The sequence below is a fragment of the Brevibacterium sp. S22 genome (assembly GCF_004745485.1).
Classification (GTDB): domain Bacteria; phylum Actinomycetota; class Actinomycetes; order Actinomycetales; family Brevibacteriaceae; genus Brevibacterium.
In genome coordinates, this window is the sequence record NZ_RHFG01000001.1 from 197,530 (window position 1) to 214,978 (window position 17,449).

At 62.6% G+C, this 17,449-nt stretch carries 21 protein-coding genes and 2 pseudogenes; 11 read left to right on the top strand and 12 right to left on the bottom strand.

Annotated features, from left to right (window positions below):
* Positions 1–47 precede the first annotated feature (47 nt).
* Genes EB835_RS01055 through EB835_RS01065 form a run of 3 tightly spaced genes read left to right on the top strand, consistent with a single transcriptional unit; the run spans position 48 to position 1,638 of the window.
* On the top strand, positions 48–653 hold the full coding sequence (locus EB835_RS01055) for a 1-acyl-sn-glycerol-3-phosphate acyltransferase (RefSeq protein ID WP_135807644.1): 606 nt from the start codon (positions 48–50) through the stop codon (positions 651–653).
* A gap of 1 nt (position 654) precedes the next feature.
* Entirely contained in the window at positions 655–1,098 is a 444-nt protein-coding gene (gene arfB, locus EB835_RS01060) for an alternative ribosome rescue aminoacyl-tRNA hydrolase ArfB (protein ID WP_135807645.1), read from the top strand.
* Between the two features lie 45 nt (positions 1,099–1,143).
* On the top strand, positions 1,144–1,638 hold the full coding sequence (locus tag EB835_RS01065; protein ID WP_135807646.1) for a mycothiol transferase: 495 nt from the start codon (positions 1,144–1,146) through the stop codon (positions 1,636–1,638).
* Between the two features lie 58 nt (positions 1,639–1,696).
* Here the strand turns inward: EB835_RS01065 and EB835_RS01070 are convergent, their stop codons facing one another.
* The 3 genes and pseudogenes from EB835_RS01070 to EB835_RS01080 form a co-directional block, all read right to left on the bottom strand.
* Positions 1,697–2,548, bottom strand: a complete 852-nt coding sequence (locus tag EB835_RS01070) for a GNAT family N-acetyltransferase (RefSeq protein ID WP_135807647.1) — start codon at positions 2,546–2,548, stop codon at positions 1,697–1,699.
* Positions 2,549–2,567: 19 nt separating this feature from the next.
* The gene (locus tag EB835_RS01075) at positions 2,568–3,512 is read right to left on the bottom strand and encodes an alpha/beta fold hydrolase (protein WP_135807648.1); all 945 of its coding nucleotides are present in this window, start codon (positions 3,510–3,512) and stop codon (positions 2,568–2,570) included.
* A 90-nt stretch (positions 3,513–3,602) separates the two neighbouring features.
* A pseudogene (locus EB835_RS01080) lies at positions 3,603–4,041 on the bottom strand (nucleoside deaminase).
* Positions 4,042–4,267: 226 nt separating this feature from the next.
* Between EB835_RS01080 and EB835_RS20380 the strand changes: the two are divergent.
* Positions 4,268–4,456, top strand: coding sequence for a hypothetical protein (locus tag EB835_RS20380; RefSeq protein ID WP_205749831.1), 189 nt, complete (start codon positions 4,268–4,270; stop codon positions 4,454–4,456).
* Here EB835_RS20380 and EB835_RS01090 read toward each other — a convergent pair.
* Together EB835_RS01090 and EB835_RS01095 are read right to left on the bottom strand one after the other, a co-directional pair.
* On the bottom strand, positions 4,417–4,857 hold the full coding sequence (locus EB835_RS01090) for a YtoQ family protein (protein ID WP_135807649.1): 441 nt from the start codon (positions 4,855–4,857) through the stop codon (positions 4,417–4,419). The two genes, EB835_RS20380 and EB835_RS01090, sit on opposite strands and share 40 nt — an antisense overlap.
* Positions 4,858–4,963: 106 nt before the next feature.
* The gene (locus tag EB835_RS01095; protein WP_168216585.1) at positions 4,964–6,193 is read right to left on the bottom strand and encodes an alpha/beta hydrolase; all 1,230 of its coding nucleotides are present in this window, start codon (positions 6,191–6,193) and stop codon (positions 4,964–4,966) included.
* 566 nt (positions 6,194–6,759) lie between these two features.
* On the opposite strand from EB835_RS01095, the gene EB835_RS01105 reads away from it, so the two are divergent.
* A complete protein-coding gene (locus EB835_RS01105; protein ID WP_240688457.1) occupies positions 6,760–6,924 on the top strand; it encodes a hypothetical protein in 165 nt (54 codons plus the stop codon).
* Between the two features lie 646 nt (positions 6,925–7,570).
* Here the strand turns inward: EB835_RS01105 and EB835_RS01110 are convergent.
* Positions 7,571–8,518: a LysR family transcriptional regulator gene (locus EB835_RS01110; protein WP_135807651.1), complete on the bottom strand. Its 948-nt coding sequence runs from the start codon at positions 8,516–8,518 to the stop codon at positions 7,571–7,573.
* A 123-nt stretch (positions 8,519–8,641) separates the two neighbouring features.
* Here EB835_RS01110 and EB835_RS01115 point away from each other — a divergent pair, with 123 nt between their 5' ends.
* Positions 8,642–9,634 (top strand): putative oxygenase MesX, encoded by a 993-nt coding sequence (locus EB835_RS01115; protein ID WP_135807652.1) that lies wholly within the window; start codon positions 8,642–8,644, stop codon positions 9,632–9,634.
* Positions 9,635–9,651: 17 nt separating this feature from the next.
* Positions 9,652–10,686, top strand: coding sequence for a methionine synthase (locus tag EB835_RS01120; protein ID WP_135807653.1), 1,035 nt, complete (start codon positions 9,652–9,654; stop codon positions 10,684–10,686).
* A 507-nt stretch (positions 10,687–11,193) separates the two neighbouring features.
* Here the strand turns inward: EB835_RS01120 and EB835_RS01125 are convergent.
* The 6 genes and pseudogenes from EB835_RS01125 to EB835_RS01150 form a co-directional block, all read right to left on the bottom strand.
* A pseudogene (locus EB835_RS01125) lies at positions 11,194–11,322 on the bottom strand (DUF933 domain-containing protein); the annotation flags it as partial.
* Positions 11,323–11,347: 25 nt separating this feature from the next.
* Positions 11,348–11,788: a HEPN domain-containing protein gene (locus EB835_RS01130; RefSeq protein WP_135807654.1), complete on the bottom strand. Its 441-nt coding sequence runs from the start codon at positions 11,786–11,788 to the stop codon at positions 11,348–11,350.
* A complete protein-coding gene (locus EB835_RS01135) occupies positions 11,781–12,374 on the bottom strand; it encodes an ArsR family transcriptional regulator (RefSeq protein WP_135807655.1) in 594 nt (197 codons plus the stop codon). The genes EB835_RS01130 and EB835_RS01135 overlap by 8 nt, the downstream gene beginning before the upstream one ends.
* A gap of 95 nt (positions 12,375–12,469) precedes the next feature.
* On the bottom strand, positions 12,470–12,928 hold the full coding sequence (locus EB835_RS01140) for a phosphotransferase (RefSeq protein WP_135807656.1): 459 nt from the start codon (positions 12,926–12,928) through the stop codon (positions 12,470–12,472).
* Entirely contained in the window at positions 12,925–13,227 is a 303-nt protein-coding gene (locus EB835_RS01145) for a HigA family addiction module antitoxin (protein ID WP_135807657.1), read from the bottom strand. Before EB835_RS01145 ends, EB835_RS01140 begins: the two co-directional genes overlap by 4 nt.
* Positions 13,214–13,495, bottom strand: coding sequence for a type II toxin-antitoxin system RelE/ParE family toxin (locus EB835_RS01150; RefSeq protein WP_135807658.1), 282 nt, complete (start codon positions 13,493–13,495; stop codon positions 13,214–13,216). The genes EB835_RS01145 and EB835_RS01150 overlap by 14 nt, the downstream gene beginning before the upstream one ends.
* Before the next feature lie 657 nt (positions 13,496–14,152).
* On the opposite strand from EB835_RS01150, the gene EB835_RS01155 reads away from it, so the two are divergent.
* The 4 genes from EB835_RS01155 (at position 14,153) to EB835_RS01170 (ending at position 16,972) form a co-directional block, all read left to right on the top strand.
* Positions 14,153–14,614, top strand: coding sequence for a hypothetical protein (locus tag EB835_RS01155; protein ID WP_135807659.1), 462 nt, complete (start codon positions 14,153–14,155; stop codon positions 14,612–14,614).
* The gene (locus EB835_RS01160; protein WP_135807660.1) at positions 14,611–15,324 is read left to right on the top strand and encodes a hypothetical protein; all 714 of its coding nucleotides are present in this window, start codon (positions 14,611–14,613) and stop codon (positions 15,322–15,324) included. The genes EB835_RS01155 and EB835_RS01160 overlap by 4 nt, the downstream gene beginning before the upstream one ends.
* 128 nt (positions 15,325–15,452) lie before the next feature.
* The gene (locus tag EB835_RS01165; RefSeq protein ID WP_135807661.1) at positions 15,453–16,217 is read left to right on the top strand and encodes an ABC transporter ATP-binding protein; all 765 of its coding nucleotides are present in this window, start codon (positions 15,453–15,455) and stop codon (positions 16,215–16,217) included.
* On the top strand, positions 16,214–16,972 hold the full coding sequence (locus tag EB835_RS01170) for an ABC transporter permease (protein ID WP_135807662.1): 759 nt from the start codon (positions 16,214–16,216) through the stop codon (positions 16,970–16,972). Before EB835_RS01165 ends, EB835_RS01170 begins: the two co-directional genes overlap by 4 nt.
* Positions 16,973–17,449 lie beyond the last annotated feature (477 nt).

Sequence of the window (17,449 nt, forward strand, 5' to 3'; positions counted from 1 at the left end):
ATGGACACCGGTAGGCCCGCACATGCGCGTGCCTTACCGTTGAGATCATGATCCGACGCCTCATCGCCCGCGCCTTCTGGACGTTCAGCAAGTGGAAGCTCGTCACCGAGCCCGCCCCGAATCGTCCGACGATCCTCATCGGGGCACCCCACACCTCCAATTGGGACTTCGTCGTGATGCTCGCGATCGCGTGGCGCCTTCGTGTCGATGTCCATTGGCTGGGCAAGCATTCCCTCTTCACCGAATGGCGTGGGCCGATCATGCGCGGACTCGGCGGGATACCCGTCGACCGGTCGGATCCGGCCAAGATCGTCGACGAGGTGGTCGGCCGCATGCGTAAAGGGGAGGTCTTCGCTCTCGTCATCACTCCAGACGGAACCCGCGGTGGGCACACTCACTGGAAATCGGGGTTCCATCGCATCGCCCGTCAGACGGGCCTTCCTGTCACCTTGGGCTACGTGGACTCGGCCACTCACACCACAGGCCTGGGTCCGACCTTGGAGATGACCGATGACCTGGTCAGCGACATGGATCGGATCCGCGAGTTCTATGCCGACAAGCACGGCATCCGGCCGCACCTGCAGATCACGCCGAGGCTGCGCGAAGAAGCCGCCCCCGGTGACGATCGCAAAGGCGAGGCGGAGCAGAGCTGAGATGGACGGTGATCTGCGGGTCCCCGCCGGACCGGGGATCCCTGCCGGACTGGTCGTCCCCGCCGCCGAACTGTCAGAACAGTTCTCCCGGTCATCGGGACCCGGAGGCCAGCACGTCAACACCTCTGACTCCCGAGTGCAGCTGAGCCTCGACCTGGCTGCGGCGACCTTCCTCACCGAACCTCAGCGCGAGCGGGTGCTCAGCCGGTTGGCACCGCGCCTGTCCGGCACTGTGGTCACCGTGACCTCGGAGAAGCAGCGGTCGCAGCTGAAGAACCGGCAGGACGCGCGGATGCGTCTGGCGCAGATGCTGCGAGAGGCGTTGGCCCCGCCGGTGCAGAGGCGAACCACGAAGCCGTCCCGAAATTCCCGTCGCCGCAGAGTGCGATCCGAACAGCGGCGGTCGGAGATCAAACGCAACCGCCGCCGGCCCCGTCTCGACTGATCCCCGGTGGTGACAGAGATGGTCGCGAAGAGCACAATGGGCGACATGAACAGCATTGAGATTCTCACCGACCTGTCCCAGCGCCCCCTCCAAGCGGCGCAGGCGCTGCCCGACCTCTCCCCCGAGGAACTCAACAGCCACCTCGGCGGTCATCCGAACTCCATCGCATGGTTGCTGTGGCACAGCGGCCGCGAGATCGACGTCCAGCTCTCCGACCTCACCGGAGGCCCTCAACAGTGGGAGGACTTCCGTGAGCGCTTCAACCTCGACGAGGCCGGCGATGGGTTCGGGCTCGGGCACACCCCGGAACAGGCAGCCGAGATCCGCGTCGACGATCAGCAGCTGCTCGTCGCCTATCTCAACGCTACATTGAACGCGTTCACCGAGTACCTGGAGACGCTGTCGGAGGACGACTTCGACGAGATCATCGATGAGAACTGGACGCCGGCAGTCACTCGCGGCGTCCGCATGGTCTCGATCATCGATGATGCGATTCAGCACGTCGCGCAGGCGGCGTTCATCGCCGGCGCTCCGGCCTGACCTCCGACGTCGGCTGTCCTGATCTCCAACGCCGCGCCGGCCTGTTCTCCAACGCCGATCAGGGGCGGCTGAAGTCCCTGACCTCGCCGAGGCTGTCCATCCCGGCCGCTCGATAGGTGGCGACGGCGGCGGTGTTCGATGACGGGGTGGCCACGTTGACACTCGACGCTCCCATCGACCGCAGTGCGCTTGCAGCACCGAGCGCCATTTCCGTGCCATACCCGTGGCCGCGGTGGTCACCATGAACTCCGAGAGGTTCGATGATGCCGGGGCGACCGTGTCCAGCGGACCAGACGGTGGTGGCTCCGACGGCAGCACCGTCCGTGGAATAGCCGACGAGGCACCGAGCCTGTTGGTAGGCGTGTCCTGCAGCCATCAGCTGCCATCGCTCAGCGGTCAGTGATGCGCCGGGGAATGCGGCGGATTCGACGCTGATCCGGTCAGCGATGCCATCCGCTTCGACAGTCTCGAACCTCAACGAGGTCGGTGGGACAGAATCTGACAGTGCGCGGTGCAGGACGGTCCAGGGTTCGTCGGGTGTCCATCGCGCCTGGGTGAGGGTGTGCTGCAACTCGGCCCCGAAGCGAGCCTCGACGATTCCTGTCCCCGGTGGGAGGAGATCGGACAGCGTGGTCTCGAGATCCGTCACGACCGCCTCGGCGAGGGTTTCATCCGAGGCATGGTCAGGCGAGATCGCCATACGGATGAGTTCGGATTCGTCGAGGAATCCGACAGCTGCGATCTCACCGTCGCGCGTCCATACCCGCAACGCCGAGGCGAGCGCTTGCGAGCCGAAGCGCTGATACCAACCGAGGTCGCCTGGATGGACTTGGACGGGCAGCCCCTCGCGCTGCCAGGACGCGACAGCATCGATGATGTTCGACAGGTCCTCGGCAGACGGAATCATCATGGTGGGTCAGCCTCGATCTTTAACCTGCGACGACGCGGGTTGCGAAACCAACAATCTCCGCTTCCGCCTCGGCGCGAGTCGTCGATTCGTTGTGGACTTCGTGCCGGACTCCTGAGAAGACTCGTGTGCGCACGTCGGCGTGACCGGTCTCGCGCAGCCTGTTGGCCACATGGTAAGCGCCTTCGCCGTAGTTCGCAACCGGATCCTGGTCACCCGCGAGGATGAGCACCGGCAGATCGTTTGAGATCGTCGCATACCAGGAATCGGCATTGGCTTCGTCGTAGATGTCGACGAATCCCTGCAGGAATCGCGCACTCATCGGGGCACCGAAGTTGTTGAACGGGTCACGGCCGTGATCGGCGACGACCGCTTCGTCGAGGGCAACCCATGCGGTGGGTCCTGCATCGGGACCACAGCGGTCGAGGAACCCGTCGAAGAGCTGTCCCACCAGATGGTCTGCGGCAGGTTCCGCACGATGGTCGCCAGCGGCCGCCTCGGCGAGTTCAGCGCGGTCAATGGTCTGTTCGATTCCCTTCATCTGCGCGGCGATTCCGCACAGCGCCAGCCCGGTGAGTTCGGTTTCAGGGCGGGATGCCATGGACCGGGCGATCATCGACCCCCAGCTGTGGCCGAAGACGATATAGGGCAGTCCGGGCAGGATCTCACGCGCCTTCGCCTGCAGAGTCAGCTCGTCGTCGACGACGACGCGCGCGGCCTCGTCTCCAGCGTCGGCCCAGACACCCGACTCCATGGCAGTGCGCCCGTGCCCTGCGTGGTCACTGGCGACGACGGCGAAGCCGGCATCGAGCAAGGTGCTGATGAGGTGGAGGTAGCGGCGGGAATGTTCGCCGAGGCCGTGGATGATCTGCACAATGCCGTTCGGCGCCGTCGTGGGAGTGTGGAGCCACGCGTTGATCGTGTCGCGATCGTTGCTCGAGGGGAACGTGATTTCATGCAGGGCCAAGGCCGGACTCCTTTGTCAGTTTCGCTGCCGGCCCCGTGATTTCGGTGCGGGCAGAACAATCGCTGAGATGCAGATACTGTACCGCGGATCTCAGGCATCGACTCCGTGCAGACGGGCGTGCAGATTCCGCACCTGGGTGCTCAATTCCGGATCGGGTCCGGCGACTTCGATTCCCGGGGCGACGTCCTGAACGGGCAGCGGCAGTACGGGACCGGGGGCCAGACCCCAGTCCTTGTGCCAGGCGCTCAGCTGCTGGCTGCTGCTGGCGTAGACGATGCGGCCGAGGCCCACCCACGCGTGCGCCGCTGAGCACATCGGGCAGTGTTCGCCGGAGGTGAAGACGACGGTTTCGGCTCGCTGCTGGGGTGTGAGATGGTCGGCTGCCCAGCGAGCGATTTCGAATTCGGGCGGCGTCGACGAGCACGGACCCGAATGGTTCGTCTCCGGCATCAAGGGCTTCGCGAGCCAGGTCGACGCACCGGGTGAGGAATCTGCGGTCATCATCATTGAGATCAAGTTGAGGTTCCATGCTCCTCATCCAATCACAGCGGGCATATCCTTGATCCATGCCGTTCGAAGCCGTGTCATTCACCGAGGTCTCCACCGAAGGTCTCGAGTCTTCCCCCGTCGCCGAGGCGCTGGCGGGCCTACGTGCCAACGAGGCACGGTACTTCTCCAATTAGTACAAGCACACGTTCACCGTGGCCCCGGCTGCTGAAGCACAGGACGTTCTGGACTGGGTCGAGGAGATCCTCGTGTCCGAACGCGAGATCGTTCCGACCTCGCCCGCGCTCGAAATCAGCATCAACGATATCGACGGCATCTACTGGGTGGAGGCCGCGAGCGACCCTTTGGCAGGTGGTCGTTCGCGGCCTCAGCTCATCGGGTTCAGTCCTTTTCAGGTTCAGTCTCTGAGGATGTACTTCAGGGTTTCGACCACCTGATCGGTCGTCTGGCACCAGGCTTGGGCTTCAGCGTCGACCTCTTTGAGCGGATGAATGATGTCGGCATCGTGGAGGGTCACATAGGGTGTGCCGAGTGCTGCGCAGTAGCCGGCGTCGAAGGCGGCGTTCCACTGCTTGTACTTGTCGCCGAAGCGCACGACGACCATATCGGCCTTTGCGATCAGGGTGCGGGTGCGGATGGCATTGACCTTTGACGACTGGTGGTCGCGCCAGAAGGCGCTGTCGTTCTCGCCGAGGTGGTCACCGGCGGCATCGCTGGCGGGATGGTCCGTCACCGGGGCGGTGAACTCGATATCGAGCCCGGCCGCCTCGGCGCCATTTTTGACCTCCTCACGCCAATCGGTGTGGATCTCTCCGGACAGGTAGACAGTGAAGCTCATGATCGAGTACTCCTGATTCCAATAGGCGTGGGACCGGCACGGCCCTTTCGGGACCACCATAGCCAATTGGTGGTCGTCAGCACCGGTCTCACCCAGGAGGTCGGGGTCAGCGAAAGCGTTCGGACAGGTAGGCTTCTGCGATGCTCAGATGCCCTTGGCTGCCGATTGAGTTCTTCGCCTTCTGTGTGTAGGCATGATTGGCGAGAGGAACCTGCACTGTCTGGACGTCGACTCCACGGCTTCGGGCCGATTCAGCCCATGCCAGTTGGTCGCTCGGTGTGATGACGTCATCGCGCATGGCAGTCATCATGAGCACCGGTGGCGCGGGTTCTTCCAAATGCGTGACGGAATCGGCCGCGGCGTAGCGTTCCGGGTATTCCTTCGGTGTGCCGCCCGTATAACTGGTCGCAAACAGTCTGGTTCCTGTTCCCGCACCAGGCCCGGTGGGAGCGTTCTCGTAGAGGCCGGTCACATCGAACGCCGGGTAGTCGGCAATGACCGCCGCCGGAACCGGAACCTTGCCACCACATGACGACTCGGCGGCGCCTTGCGCTGCGGCACCGGCGGTGTTGGCGACCATGTTGCTGCCCGAACTCTCGCCCCAGAACGCAAGGCGATCGGTATCTGCACCGATCGTGTCTGCGTGGGTCTGAATCCAGCTTGCCGCACAGGCGACCTGCGACGGTGCGCTCTGCCAGGTTGCGTTATCCAGGGTGGCGAGTTCGTATTCGACCGATACGACCAGGTAGCCGTGATCAGCGAGTTCACGGAGTTCTGAACTCGCTGCGTTCGGTTCGCCTGCGATCCAACCGCCTCCGTGGACGTACATGATCGTCGGGGCCGGACCCTTCTCTCCCTTCGGCTCGTAGATCGAAACGGAAAGATCGTCACCGGAGGTGGACTTGTCGTACACCTCTTGGCGGTCAGGTGACGCAGAGTCGATCGCCGAGAGCCCGAACGTGGCAGTGAACAGGTTCACCGAGCCACCGGCCGAGGTGATGGCGACGAGGAGCACAATGACGACCGCCAGATTCGCGATCGTGCTCACCACTCCGAATCCTGTCATTGCAGCTCCGGTCCATCGACGGCCTCGGCGCAGCCAGACGATTCCGAACCCAAGCACAATCGCTCCGACCACAGTTGCCATCGGCGCAATCGTCGGCGCAAACCGGGCCGCAGCGGAACTGACCGGGCCAAGCCCGGGAATGAGCGATGCCAGGCCGTTGACTACAGCGATCGCACCGAACACGAGCGCGAGGAGGACGCCCGTTGCCCGAACTGTCTTGGTGACGCGTTGGGGCACCGCGGGCTGTGACGAACGCTTGCTGGCTGTCACCTTCGGTCCTCGCTTTCCGACCTGTCGGGTTGAGATTCCCGCTGCAGCAGATCTCATCGTGGCGGTCACCTCCTGACGCCAGGGGCCACTTTAACGCAGTCCGATTCTCACAACCCAGATGAATCGGCCTGCGCCCACGGCCGTGGGAGGGCAGCCGAGGTCAGCAGAGAATCCCTGCACTGAGTCAGCCTCATCGAAGTCGCGAGGCTAGTCGGGCACGCTGGACGATCGGCAGATCCCACCGAGCTGGAATGCTGTTCGGCGGTCATTGTCGGCTCGAGGCGGTCGGCCCCCGTGTTTGAGGACGAGAGCATTGTCGCGGGCAAGTGATTGGAAGTCTTCTGCTGTGAAGTCGGGGACCAATACGCCGGCGGCGTGCCCCTGAGCGACAAGGCTGTCGTGGAATTCCGTTCCGGTTTGGCACAGGGCCAGCAACTGCTCGGAGCCGCGATACTCCTGGAGGAGAACCCCTGCCGGACGCGGACTCCTTGATCGGCCAAATGGGTCGCACGCGAGGGATCGCGGACACTGACGCCGATCTGCCCAGGCGGAATCCGCTTCAGAAGATGGTCGAACCATTTGAGGGCCCGATCGACCTGACGCTGCCCGAGCCGGTCACCCTCGCGGACTTCGCCGCTTCCGCGTCCGAAATCGGCGGACGCCGAATCGAGCGCGTCGTCGTGGACGACGAAAAATGGGTGGCCGATGCCGACACGGTCACCGTCCACTAGACGTCGAATCTGAGTTTCACCCATGAGACGTCCGACGAGGGTGCCGCTTCAACGTCGGAGTGAAATCCCATCGCTTCCAGCTCTCGAGCCCTGACGCATTCGGCCAGGGCCGGAGTCAGACGTGGCCTCGCTGCCTCGACTAGGTCGGCGGCAGTTGAGGCTACAGGACTCATCGCCTCGCGGATGCCGCGATCTGCAACCCCAGAGAGCACGGCCCCTGCACCGAGGTGGTCTTCAAGCGAGGGGCGCGGCGAGTCGTCGGCCTGCCACCACCCACCAGCTGCCATACCTGCCACCGATCCCGCACGCGCTGTTCGATCCGCGCCTTGACGTGGAGACCAAGCGAAGACTAGCCGTACGGCTATTCGAAAACCCACTCGCCGGAACCATCGAGTTCTCTCGGTTGAACATCGGCCGGAACTCGGTCAGATCAGCTGACGCGGGATCCTGACGGGCGACGACATCGATCGTGCGAGGCGTCATCAGTTGATCTTCCACCGCGGCTCGACTAGCCCGACTCCGGTGCTCCTCAAACATGCCACAGCAGAGCGTCTGCCGCACAGCGGCGTCGGCGGCCTTTGCCGAGGGAGCGCTGACGAACTGACGATCTCGTGGGTCGAGGGAACCGCCTCGGCGCTGCCCTCGGTCAAGGCCGGTCGAGCAGCGCCATGCCGAAACCGCCGACGACGGCCCGCACTTCGTCGAGGTAGCGCTGCGCCTGTTCGGTCAGCGGGATCCCGGAATGATCGATCCAGCCGATCTCGATGCGTTCCTCGACCTCGAGTGGAATCGCGACAATGGCCGGATCGAGATCGTCGCTGATGATGCCCGTCGAGATGGTGTAGCCGTCGAGTCCGATCATCAGGTTAAAGATGGTCGCACGGTCAGAAACCCGGATCTCCTGCTTGCTCGACAGAGTGGAGAGAATCTCCTCGGCGAAGGAGAACGAGTTGTTCGCACCCTGGTCGAAAGTGAGCCGCGGCAGGGCGGCGAGATCGTCAAGGGTGACGCGGTGGCGGGAGGCAAGCGGGTTCGTACGAGAGATGAAGATGTGCGGAGAGGCGAGGAAGAGCGGGTGGAACGCAAGCCCGGAATCTCGCAGCAGTTTGTCGATGACCTTCCTGTTGAAATCGTTGCGGTAGAGGATGCCGAGCTCACTGCGGAGCGTGCGAACGTCTTCGATGATGTCCCAGGTACGCGTCTCTCGCAGTGAGAACTCATACTCGGCAGCATCGCTGGCCTTGACCATCCGAACGAAAGCATCGACGACGAACGAGTAGTGCTGTGCCGAGACTCCGAGCAGACGCCGTGACGGTGGGCGCCCTAGGTAGTGCTGCTCGAGAAGTTCCACCTGTTCGACGACCTGCCGAGCATAGCCGAGGAACTCCACACCGTCGTCAGTCAAAGTCACCCCGCGGGCGGATCGGACGAGCAGAGCTCGATCCACACGGGTCTCCAGGTCCTTCATCGCGGCAGACATGGTCGGCTGAGAGACATAGAGGAGATCGGCGGCGGCGGTGATCGACCCCTCCGACGCGACCTGGATGAAGTACTGGAGTTGCAGCAGCGTGATGTTCTTCAGACCTCGAGGCATAGATCTAGGCTATAGGAATCCATAGTTCGCCCGAGTTACCCGATGACTACCGGGGACGGGCAGGATGGATCACAGACATGCAAACGACCGCAACAGGCCGAACACCCACCGAATTGGACGTCCATGACACCTGAGTTCTCATTCAGCATCACCACGACGCGATTCGACGAGGACTACTCGCCGTCGGAGAGCACCCGAGCGACGACGAACTTTGCCAACCTCGCCAGAGGCAAGGACCGTCAGCAGAACCTCCGCACTGCTCTGAGCATCATCAATCGCCGCTTCAACGAACTCGCGTCCTGGGACAATCACGACCGGGATCGATACGTCCTCGAACTCGACATCGTCTCCGGAGGGCTTCACCTCACCTCGGGCGGCCGGGAACAGGAGTTCCCCCTGCTCGAAATCCTGGATATCCAGATCATCGACAGACTGACTGGAAAACGTCACCCCGGAATCGTGGGGAACAATTTTTCGTCTTTCGTCCGCGATTTCGATTTCAGCGTGCGGCTGCCGGCTGCCAATGAGGCCGCAACCGAGTTCACGGTCCCCGATGACTTCGGTGATCTGCATGGCAAACTATTCCAACACTTCCTCGATTCTGCCGCCTATCGAGAACGGTTCCAGACGGCACCCGTGATCTGCATCAGCGTGTCCACAAGCAAGTCGTATCGTCGCACCGAGCATCACCACCCGATTCTCGGGTTCGAATACCAGCAGGACGATTATTCACTGACCGATGACTACTTCGCGAAGATGGGACTCCAGGTGAGGTATTTCATGCCGCCGGGCAGCGTCGCACCGCTGGCCTTCTATCATCGCGGCGACCTCCTCGGCGACTATTCCGATCTGGCGCTCATCGGCACGATCAGCACGATGGAGACTTTCCAGAAGATCTATCGGCCCGAGATCTACAACGCGAATACCGCCGCCGGAGAGATCTACCGGCCGACGCTGGACCGGCACGACTTCTCGGAGATGCCCGTCACATATGATCGCGTCGAACGCAACCAGCTCGGCATCAGACAGGGAAAGTTCACGGAGAAGTTCTTCGTCAACCCGCACCGAGAGATGCTCGAGCAGTGGGCTTCCGACCGACCCGTCCCAGTCGCATGACCGCAGGAGAAGAAACGATGACGCAGCCGCTGTTGCCCACCTCAATCGTCGGCAGTCTGCCGAAGCCGTCCTGGCTCGCGCAGCCCGAAACCCTCTGGTCCCCCTGGAGCCTGCAGGGCGATGCCTTGGTCGAGGGCAAGCGCGATGCCCTGCGCATCTCAACTCATGAGCAGTCCAACCGCGGCATCGACATCGTCAGCGACGGAGAGCAGACCCGCCAACATTTCGTGACGACGTTCATCGAGCATCTCAGCGGAGTCGATTTCGAGAAGCGCAAGACGGTTCGGATCCGCGATCGCTACGACGCAAGCGTGCCCACAGTCTTCAGCGCCGTGAGCCGTGAGAAACCGGTCTTCGTCGACGATGCGAAGTTCCTCCGCCAGCAGACCGATCAGCCGATCAAGTGGGCGCTGCCGGGTCCGATGACGATGATCGACACACTTTATGACGACCACTACAAGAGCCGCGAGAAGCTGGCCTGGGAATTCGCCACGGTCCTCAATCAGGAGGCAAAGGACCTGGAGGCGGCGGGAGTGGATATCATCCAGTTCGACGAGCCCGCATTCAATGTCTTCTTCGAGGAGATGAAGGACTGGGGAGTCGCCGCGCTCGAACGAGCCGCGGAAGGTCTGCGGGCCGAGACCGCAGTGCATATCTGCTACGGCTATGGGATCAAGGCGAACAACGACTGGAAAACGACCCTCGGGTCCGAGTGGCGCCAGTACGAGGAATCCTTCCCCCTCCTACAGCGCTCGAGCCTCGACATCGTCTCGCTCGAATGCCACAACTCCCATGTCCCGATGGACCTCATCGAACTGATCCGCGGCAAGAAGGTCATGCTCGGCGCCATCGACGTGGCAAATGAGACCATCGAGACACCGGAGGAGGTCGCCGCCACTTTGCGCAAGGCACTGAATTTCGCCGACGCGGACAAGCTCATTCCAAGCACGAACTGCGGCATGGCCCCCTTCGCGCGCGACGTCTCCCTCGAGAAGATGAGCGCCTTGAGTGCGGGAACAGCGATCGTCCGCGAGGAACTGTCAAGGGGCTGATCGCCGCCGCACTCCATCCGCACATGTCCCCAGCCGTCGGGCCTCTCCGCGACTATTCTGGCGTTCTGAGCCTAGGAAGTGCAGGACAGCTCAAGCTGTCGTTGCCACAGTGCCCCAGCCTCTGCCGCGGACGCCGGGCAGAACGGAGAGCGCCCGCCTATTAACGCTTGCCTCAGACGTTGAAGCGGAACCTTCGGCAGACCGGATTCCACGACGAGTCGAACGGCTGCGCGATTACGAGAGGTGTGATCGCAGAGATCCTGTCGCGCAGCACCCGACGCTCACGACGCAGCTAGTCGAAGCATCGCGGCGGCACTCCGATCGACGCGGCGAGCTTGTTCTGCGTGATCAATGCGTTTGTCGTAACTGCTCATGCCAGATCCACTCGGTCTTATTATCGCCTAGTGATCTGATATCGAACCCAGCGCATGACGGAGTCAGTCAGCAACGCTAGACGTCGAACCGGAACTCCACGACGTCGCCGTCGACCATGCTGTAGTCCTACTAGAAGTCGGTATGGATGACTCCGGCCACCTCGGGGGCGGTGGCACCCTTCGGAATCGTCCACGCACGGGATTCCTTGGGCCCGGCCGTCAGGCAGGTATGCCTACCGAGGTTGTCGAAGCCGATGCGGGCGAAAAACTGCACCCAAATTCGTCGACTACCCGTCGCGACGCACGTACTCGGCACAGACATCGACGATCCGAACGGCCGCGGTGATCGCTTCAGCCACGTCTTGGTTCGTCGCTGTCGGTCGATCGTCGTCGGGATACTCAGTCGCGTTGCGCACTTGACGCATCCACTCAAACTCGTCCAAGGCACTGTCGTTGACGAAGCCCGCTGCCGCGATCCCGGTGTTGCGATGAGCTCCGCCCACGGGTCGGACACGGAACCCTTCGGTGGCAAGAACCGCGACGAGCGCTTTGCGCGCACCATCGTACGCCGCTGTGAACGCCATCGCGTGATCGTCGGTATCAGCAAGCAGCTCTGCCGTACGGATATGGCGTTCTGCGGTCACGACCACAGCCAGCGCATGCTCGCGATTCCGCTCCACACGCTCCAGTCTTCGGTTCACGAGCATCTGATTGACGATCTCAGGCAAGGATCTCACCGGACCTCACATCGACTAAGGGGCGTGACCGAATCGTCGAGACGAACGGCGACGGGCCCTCAGAGTTCCAGTCAACCGGTGCGATACGCGTGATGTTCACGGGCAAGTCGAGCTTGTCACCTGCTTCGGCCGCAATCCCCGAGAGCGTCCTCCGCGGCGTCTCCCCCACGACGAGGACGTCTAAGTCGTTGGGAAACTCACCGCTTTCCCCGGACCGGCGCGCGGCCCAAGATCCGTAGATCAGCAGCTCCTCCACCCCGTCGATCCCGTCGAAGAGCTCACGCAAGATCGGCACCGGCCCGTAGGTCGCCGCGATCAGATCTCGCATCAGAGCGAACAATGGGTGGTCGGCATTCGCACTCACGAGACGGTTTCGCCCCTCATACCGGTCACGAAGCACGGCGGAGTCGACCAGTCGCCCCACTTCGCGGTGCACGACCGGGCCGCTCGTGTCCGTGCGCCGCCCAAGCTCTGCCAGCGTAAACTCCCGCTCAGGGTGCCCGAGAGTCTCGGCCAGAATCGCCCCAACGGCATCCGAGCGCACGAAAGGCGTCAGCTGCGGTGCGATATTCTTCATAGAACACGAAGATATCTTCCACTTATAGGAAGAGTCAAAAGTGTGGGCATCACTCGATGAACCGGAACTCCACCGAGTTCCGGCACGGACGACCATCACGGACCGACTCGGATGGCATCGCCCCACACCTCTACCCCGCGCTCCACATATTCAGCCACCGCTCGCCAGTGATCGCCGTGGCCGTTCAGAAACGTGGTCCCCCAAGGTTCCGCTCCGTCGCGATGAGCATCTCGAAGCATCTCGTACATCGCCCAGGTTCGTTGCGCCAACACGTCAGGAATAACGCTGAGCAGCTCCGCCTCCGCGCGGTACCCGTCAACAAAGGCGCCGAGTGACTGCCCTGCCACGTTGGGATCAACAGACATGTCGTTGAGCGTGAAGGCCTGCGCGGAGTACGCCAGGTCCCACAACCGGGTACCCGCAGCCGCACCATCCCAGTCGATAAATACCCAGCGCTCACCCAGCAGAAGGTTCCAGGGCGTGAGATCTCCATGACCTTCCGCCAGCGGTTCTTCCGTCGCCCTGCCCAGCAGATCGGAGTGCTCGCCGTTCATGCCACCTGCAGCGGAACGATCGAAGCGATCTGCTCACCTGCCTGGTCCTCGGCGCGGTCGAGCTCGTAATGACTCTGCAGGTTGATCCAGAACTCCGCCGACGTACCGAAGTACTTCGCCAGCCGCAGCGCAGTGTCCGCAGTGATCCCACGCTTGCCGTGCACGATCTCGTTGATCCGCCGAGGTGGGACACCGATGGACACGGCAAGCTTGTTCTGAGTGATCCCGAACCCCTCTATGAAGTCCTCCATGAGGACCTCCCCAGGGTGGATCGGCTCGATCTTGTCAGTGGCAGTCAACGATCTCCACCTCCTCCGGTCCGGCGTCTGTCCACACGAAGCAGATGCGCCATTGGTCGTTGGTCCTGATACTGTGCTGCCCAGCTCGATTGCCCTTCAGAGGTTCGAGACGATTGCCGGGCGGGACGCGCAGATCCTCGAGGACTTCCGCCGATCCCACCTGACGAAGCTTGCGTAATGCGACTCGATGGATCCTCGGATCTATCGACCGCACGCGCTCACGATGCCACAGCCGCTCGCTCTCCTTGTCGCCGAACGATCTGATCACCAGTTCAGTGTATAACGCAGAACGTCATTAACGCTAGACGTTAAATCTGAGTTCGACCGCATCCCGCACCCGAATAACCTCTAATGCAGTCACCACGCTGATCAGCCCTTCATGTTGGTTTCGAAACTTTCTGCGCGCCCTTTACGATTGAGTGTCGGAACGTGGTGAATAACCAACAGTTTGCATGTCAATATGACACGAATCGGAGCTTCGTCAAATCGGGCTTGTTGTCGGCCATACGCAGGAACTACTGCCACTTCTTGGCGCGACTAACGATCGAATACCGCGCAACCCGCCCGGAGCCAGTGTAGAACGCGCGAAGTGGGGCGAAGATACTATCCCAGAGCCGTTGCGCCCGGGACAACGTTCGCTTCAGAGTCCGATGCGGGACCTGACAGGCGACCCGCCCTCTGGAAAGGTCGAGCCACACAACGAGATAGGCTCGATCGGTAATCTTGCCACCGAGGACCGAGGTGTAGGACCGTTCCGCAACCCATGTCAGCCCTTGACTGAAGGCATCGGCGACCTCCATAAAGGAACCACAAGGTCCCCAATTCGGGCTGCGGAAGAGCGAATCGTTTTCGACGGGCCCAGTCGGTCAGACCACCTGTCACCCTAGGGTTGACACCTTGTCGAAAGACCGTCACCATTGAAGGCATGACACGTAAACCCAGGGGCGACAGTTCGATTGCAACCGAGTCGCTGCCCGAAGCGTGGGCTCAGGTCCTCGCCCATCGCGCAGTTGACGGTATGGACCTCGATGAGCTGGTCGCCCGGTTCACTTCCTGCGGCATCGGGCCGCAGGAGGTGAGCGCGGTTCTGATGGACGGCGGCGACAGCCTCTACGAGGCGGCCGCCGGCGGAGAGCCCGGTTGGGCCGAACAGTTCGGCGGACCCTTGGCCGTCGCGCTGCTCGCCGCCGAGGTCAGTGCCTTCGCCTCCCACCTGAACTCACGCGCGTCAGGGGCGCGTTCGGTCGCTGTTGACACGCTGCTCGACGACTACAGCGCTGTCGCCGTCGCCCGCGAACTCGGCGTCTCCCGCCAAAAGGTCTACGAGATTGCCCGCAGCGGCCTGCGCGGACCCCACCTCGATCACGTTCCGTGGAGAAAAACATGAACACCATCCGTGAAGAAGGCAATCTGCCGGACCCCGCCATCCAACCGCTGGTCCACCCGCTCGACCTGCCGGCTGCTCGCCGTTCGTTCGCCGCGTCGTGGTGGCTTGATCAGCTTGCCAGCCCCACGATGTTCCTCGCGCTGGCATCCATGCTCTGGGCCATCAGCAACAACTACATCACGCCCATCCTGGTTTCGCTCGTCGTTACCGTCTGCGCCGCTTTCGCCAGCCGCTACCAGTCGGGTGAAGCATGGTCACACATCCCCCGCAAACGTCACGACCACCAGCGCCACGTGCCACTGTGGTGGTCGGTCGCCCAGGCAGCGATCAGCACGCTCGCTCTATACGTCGGCCTGATCCTGCTGCTCGGCTGGATCATCGCCCGTGATTTTCCGCCGGGAGTTGCGGCCTTCTCCGTGGGCATGGGAATCGGAATCGTGCTGATCATGTCCACCACACCGCTATGGAACCTGGGAGCGCCGCGGCACCTGCGCAGCGAAGCGCGCGCGTGGTCCCCGCAGTACATCAGCCTCGCCCTCACGGCCGCAGCCGTGGTCTTTTCCAGCGTCACACTAGCTGGGGCTGCCGACGCAGAAAGCTGGCAGCTGATCGACATCGCGACAGGTACTGCCGTGATTCTGGCGGTCCAGTGCCTCTGGCTGCTGATTCACGTCGTGACGTCACGATCATCCTCCGGCCCGCGCACCTGACCGCGCACGCGGCCTGTTCGTGCGCACGGGCCTGACATCGCCACCGCCTGATCAGGCTCCTCCCTCGATCGAATTACCGAGACTTGCGCCGCACCTCGGGCGTTGCACTCTGCTCGAAAGGAACCCTCATGACCATCATCACCGTACGAGAGCTTCATAAAACCTTCGGTCCGACTGTCGCTGTCGACAACGTCACCTTCTCCGTAGAGACCGGGGAGATCTTCGGCGTTCTCGGGCCCAATGGCGCCGGCAAAACAACCACAGTGGAATGCATCAGCGGTATGCTCGAAGCCGACCGTGGATCGCTGAGCGTCCTTGGACGTCACCCCTTCCGGGGAGGTTACTTTCTCCGGTCTCAGGTTGGCTACCAAATGCAATCGAGCACCCTGCCCGCCCAACTGCGCGTCGGCGAGGCGCTGCGCCTGTTCGCCTCCCTCTATCCGAACCCGGCCTCCATTCCGGAACTGCTGGACACCGTAGGCCTTGCCCACCGCAGAAAGACTGCGTTCGCCGCACTCTCCGGGGGTGAACGCCAGCGCTTGTCGATCGCTTTGGCGCTGATCGGCAATCCGCGGATCGCCATCCTCGACGAGCTGACCACGGGTCTCGACCCGCTGGGCAGACGCGACATCTGGAACCTCGTCGAGCGGATCCGCAGATCCGGAATCACTGTGCTCCTCGTCAGCCACTTCCTCGACGAGATCGAACGTCTGTGTGACCGATTGGCAATCATTACGATGGGAAGATCCATCTTCGTCGGCACACCGGAACACTTGATCGCTCGAGCCGCAGTGCAGAATCCACACATCACAGGGCTGGAAGACGCCTACCTCACCATCGTCGATTCCGCCGCCAGTCTCACCGGCACCGAAACCGAAGGAGCACAATCATGAGTGCGCTGGCCACACTCATCCGCACGGAGGCCAGCCTCCTACTACGCAACCCGACCGCACTCTTCATGGCCCTGGCCTTCCCCGCAGTCCTTCTGCTGATGCAGGGATTCGTCATCCCCGGTACGCGCGAGGCGGTCACCGGCGTCAACGACCCATTGCTCGACGGGCTGCGCGTCATCGATCTGTTCGTGCCGATCGCACTCACCGCGGCACTCGGCAGCGTGGCGCTGACGAACTTCCCCTCTGCAATCGGCGGCTACCGGGAACAGGGCGTGCTGCGCCGGCTGGGAAGCACTCCGGTCGGCCCGCATCGAATCCTCGCATCCCAGCTCATCGTCTCCTCCGTCTCGCTGGTGGGCGGAGCGTTCATCGCCACCGGCGCGGCCATGCTGCTGCTGGGAGCACACGGCCCGCAGTCCGTCCTGCTCGTGGTCGTGACGTTCGGCCTATCAGCCATCGCCATGCTGTCGCTCGGCTCGATCATCGCTGCGCGTGCTGCGACCGCTCAGAGCGCCAACGGCATCGGGATGCTGGTCTTCATTGCCTCGCTGTTCACCGCCGGCGTCTGGACCCCCGGCCCGCTCATGAGCGAACCGCTGCGGCAGATCGCTGGCTACACGCCGCTCGGCGCGGCCTCACAGTCGCTGTCCGCCGCCTGGTACGGTCAGCCGTTTCCTCTCCTCCAGCTCCTCGTCCTGATCGCCTGGACGATTCCCAGCGCCTTCCTTGCCTATCGCACGTTCCGCTGGCGATGATAACTACCGGGCGCGCGGTTCATGGCCGCCTCGTCATATAACTGCGCCTATTCGTCCTGAGGCAAGTGCGTCGACCCGTGTACTACGCGGCTTTGCGATCTTGGACCCGAATCTCTTTTGGGGCCAGTACTATCACAAGACGGCTTATTTCAGTCCTGATCCTGGCCGTGGCAGTCGTAGTCGTCATGATGCGCGTACCGCGCAGCCTGCTGGTCTCGGGCCAGCAGGGTTCTCCACACGGTCAAGAAGTCCATCCTCCAGTGCACGGCCGATAGTGGGAACGTAGAGTCCCGTAGTCATAACACCCAGCAACAGGGCGCGAGTTGACGGACCCACCTACGCTATCAACGCTTCTGAGTTGGGAAGGCTACCAAGACTGACGTTCGGCGACAAAATTGTCTGCGCTCTGCATGAATAACCTACCAAGATGCAAATATCGTTCGGCACTCGCCAAGCCGACATCGACGTCAGCATTGA

Excerpts from the sequence above, each read along its gene's own strand:
- EB835_RS01140 (WP_135807656.1), bottom strand. The coding sequence starts at position 12,928 with ATGAACGGCGAGCACTCCGATCTGCTGGGCAGGGCGACGGAAGAACCG.
- EB835_RS01090 (WP_135807649.1), bottom strand. The coding sequence starts at position 4,857 with ATGAGCTTCACTGTCTACCTGTCCGGAGAGATCCACACCGATTGGCGT.
- EB835_RS01170 (WP_135807662.1), top strand. The coding sequence starts at position 16,214 with ATGAGTGCGCTGGCCACACTCATCCGCACGGAGGCCAGCCTCCTACTA.
- EB835_RS01135 (WP_135807655.1), bottom strand. The coding sequence starts at position 12,374 with ATGAAGAATATCGCACCGCAGCTGACGCCTTTCGTGCGCTCGGATGCC.
- EB835_RS01110 (WP_135807651.1), bottom strand. The coding sequence starts at position 8,518 with ATGCCTCGAGGTCTGAAGAACATCACGCTGCTGCAACTCCAGTACTTC.
- EB835_RS01115 (WP_135807652.1), top strand. The coding sequence starts at position 8,642 with ATGACACCTGAGTTCTCATTCAGCATCACCACGACGCGATTCGACGAG.
- EB835_RS01120 (WP_135807653.1), top strand. The coding sequence starts at position 9,652 with ATGACGCAGCCGCTGTTGCCCACCTCAATCGTCGGCAGTCTGCCGAAG.
- arfB (WP_135807645.1), top strand. The coding sequence starts at position 655 with ATGGACGGTGATCTGCGGGTCCCCGCCGGACCGGGGATCCCTGCCGGA.
- EB835_RS01070 (WP_135807647.1), bottom strand. The coding sequence starts at position 2,548 with ATGATGATTCCGTCTGCCGAGGACCTGTCGAACATCATCGATGCTGTC.
- EB835_RS01160 (WP_135807660.1), top strand. The coding sequence starts at position 14,611 with ATGAACACCATCCGTGAAGAAGGCAATCTGCCGGACCCCGCCATCCAA.
- EB835_RS01165 (WP_135807661.1), top strand. The coding sequence starts at position 15,453 with ATGACCATCATCACCGTACGAGAGCTTCATAAAACCTTCGGTCCGACT.
- EB835_RS01105 (WP_240688457.1), top strand. The coding sequence starts at position 6,760 with ATGGTCGAACCATTTGAGGGCCCGATCGACCTGACGCTGCCCGAGCCG.
- EB835_RS01155 (WP_135807659.1), top strand. The coding sequence starts at position 14,153 with ATGACACGTAAACCCAGGGGCGACAGTTCGATTGCAACCGAGTCGCTG.
- EB835_RS01055 (WP_135807644.1), top strand. The coding sequence starts at position 48 with ATGATCCGACGCCTCATCGCCCGCGCCTTCTGGACGTTCAGCAAGTGG.
- EB835_RS01065 (WP_135807646.1), top strand. The coding sequence starts at position 1,144 with ATGAACAGCATTGAGATTCTCACCGACCTGTCCCAGCGCCCCCTCCAA.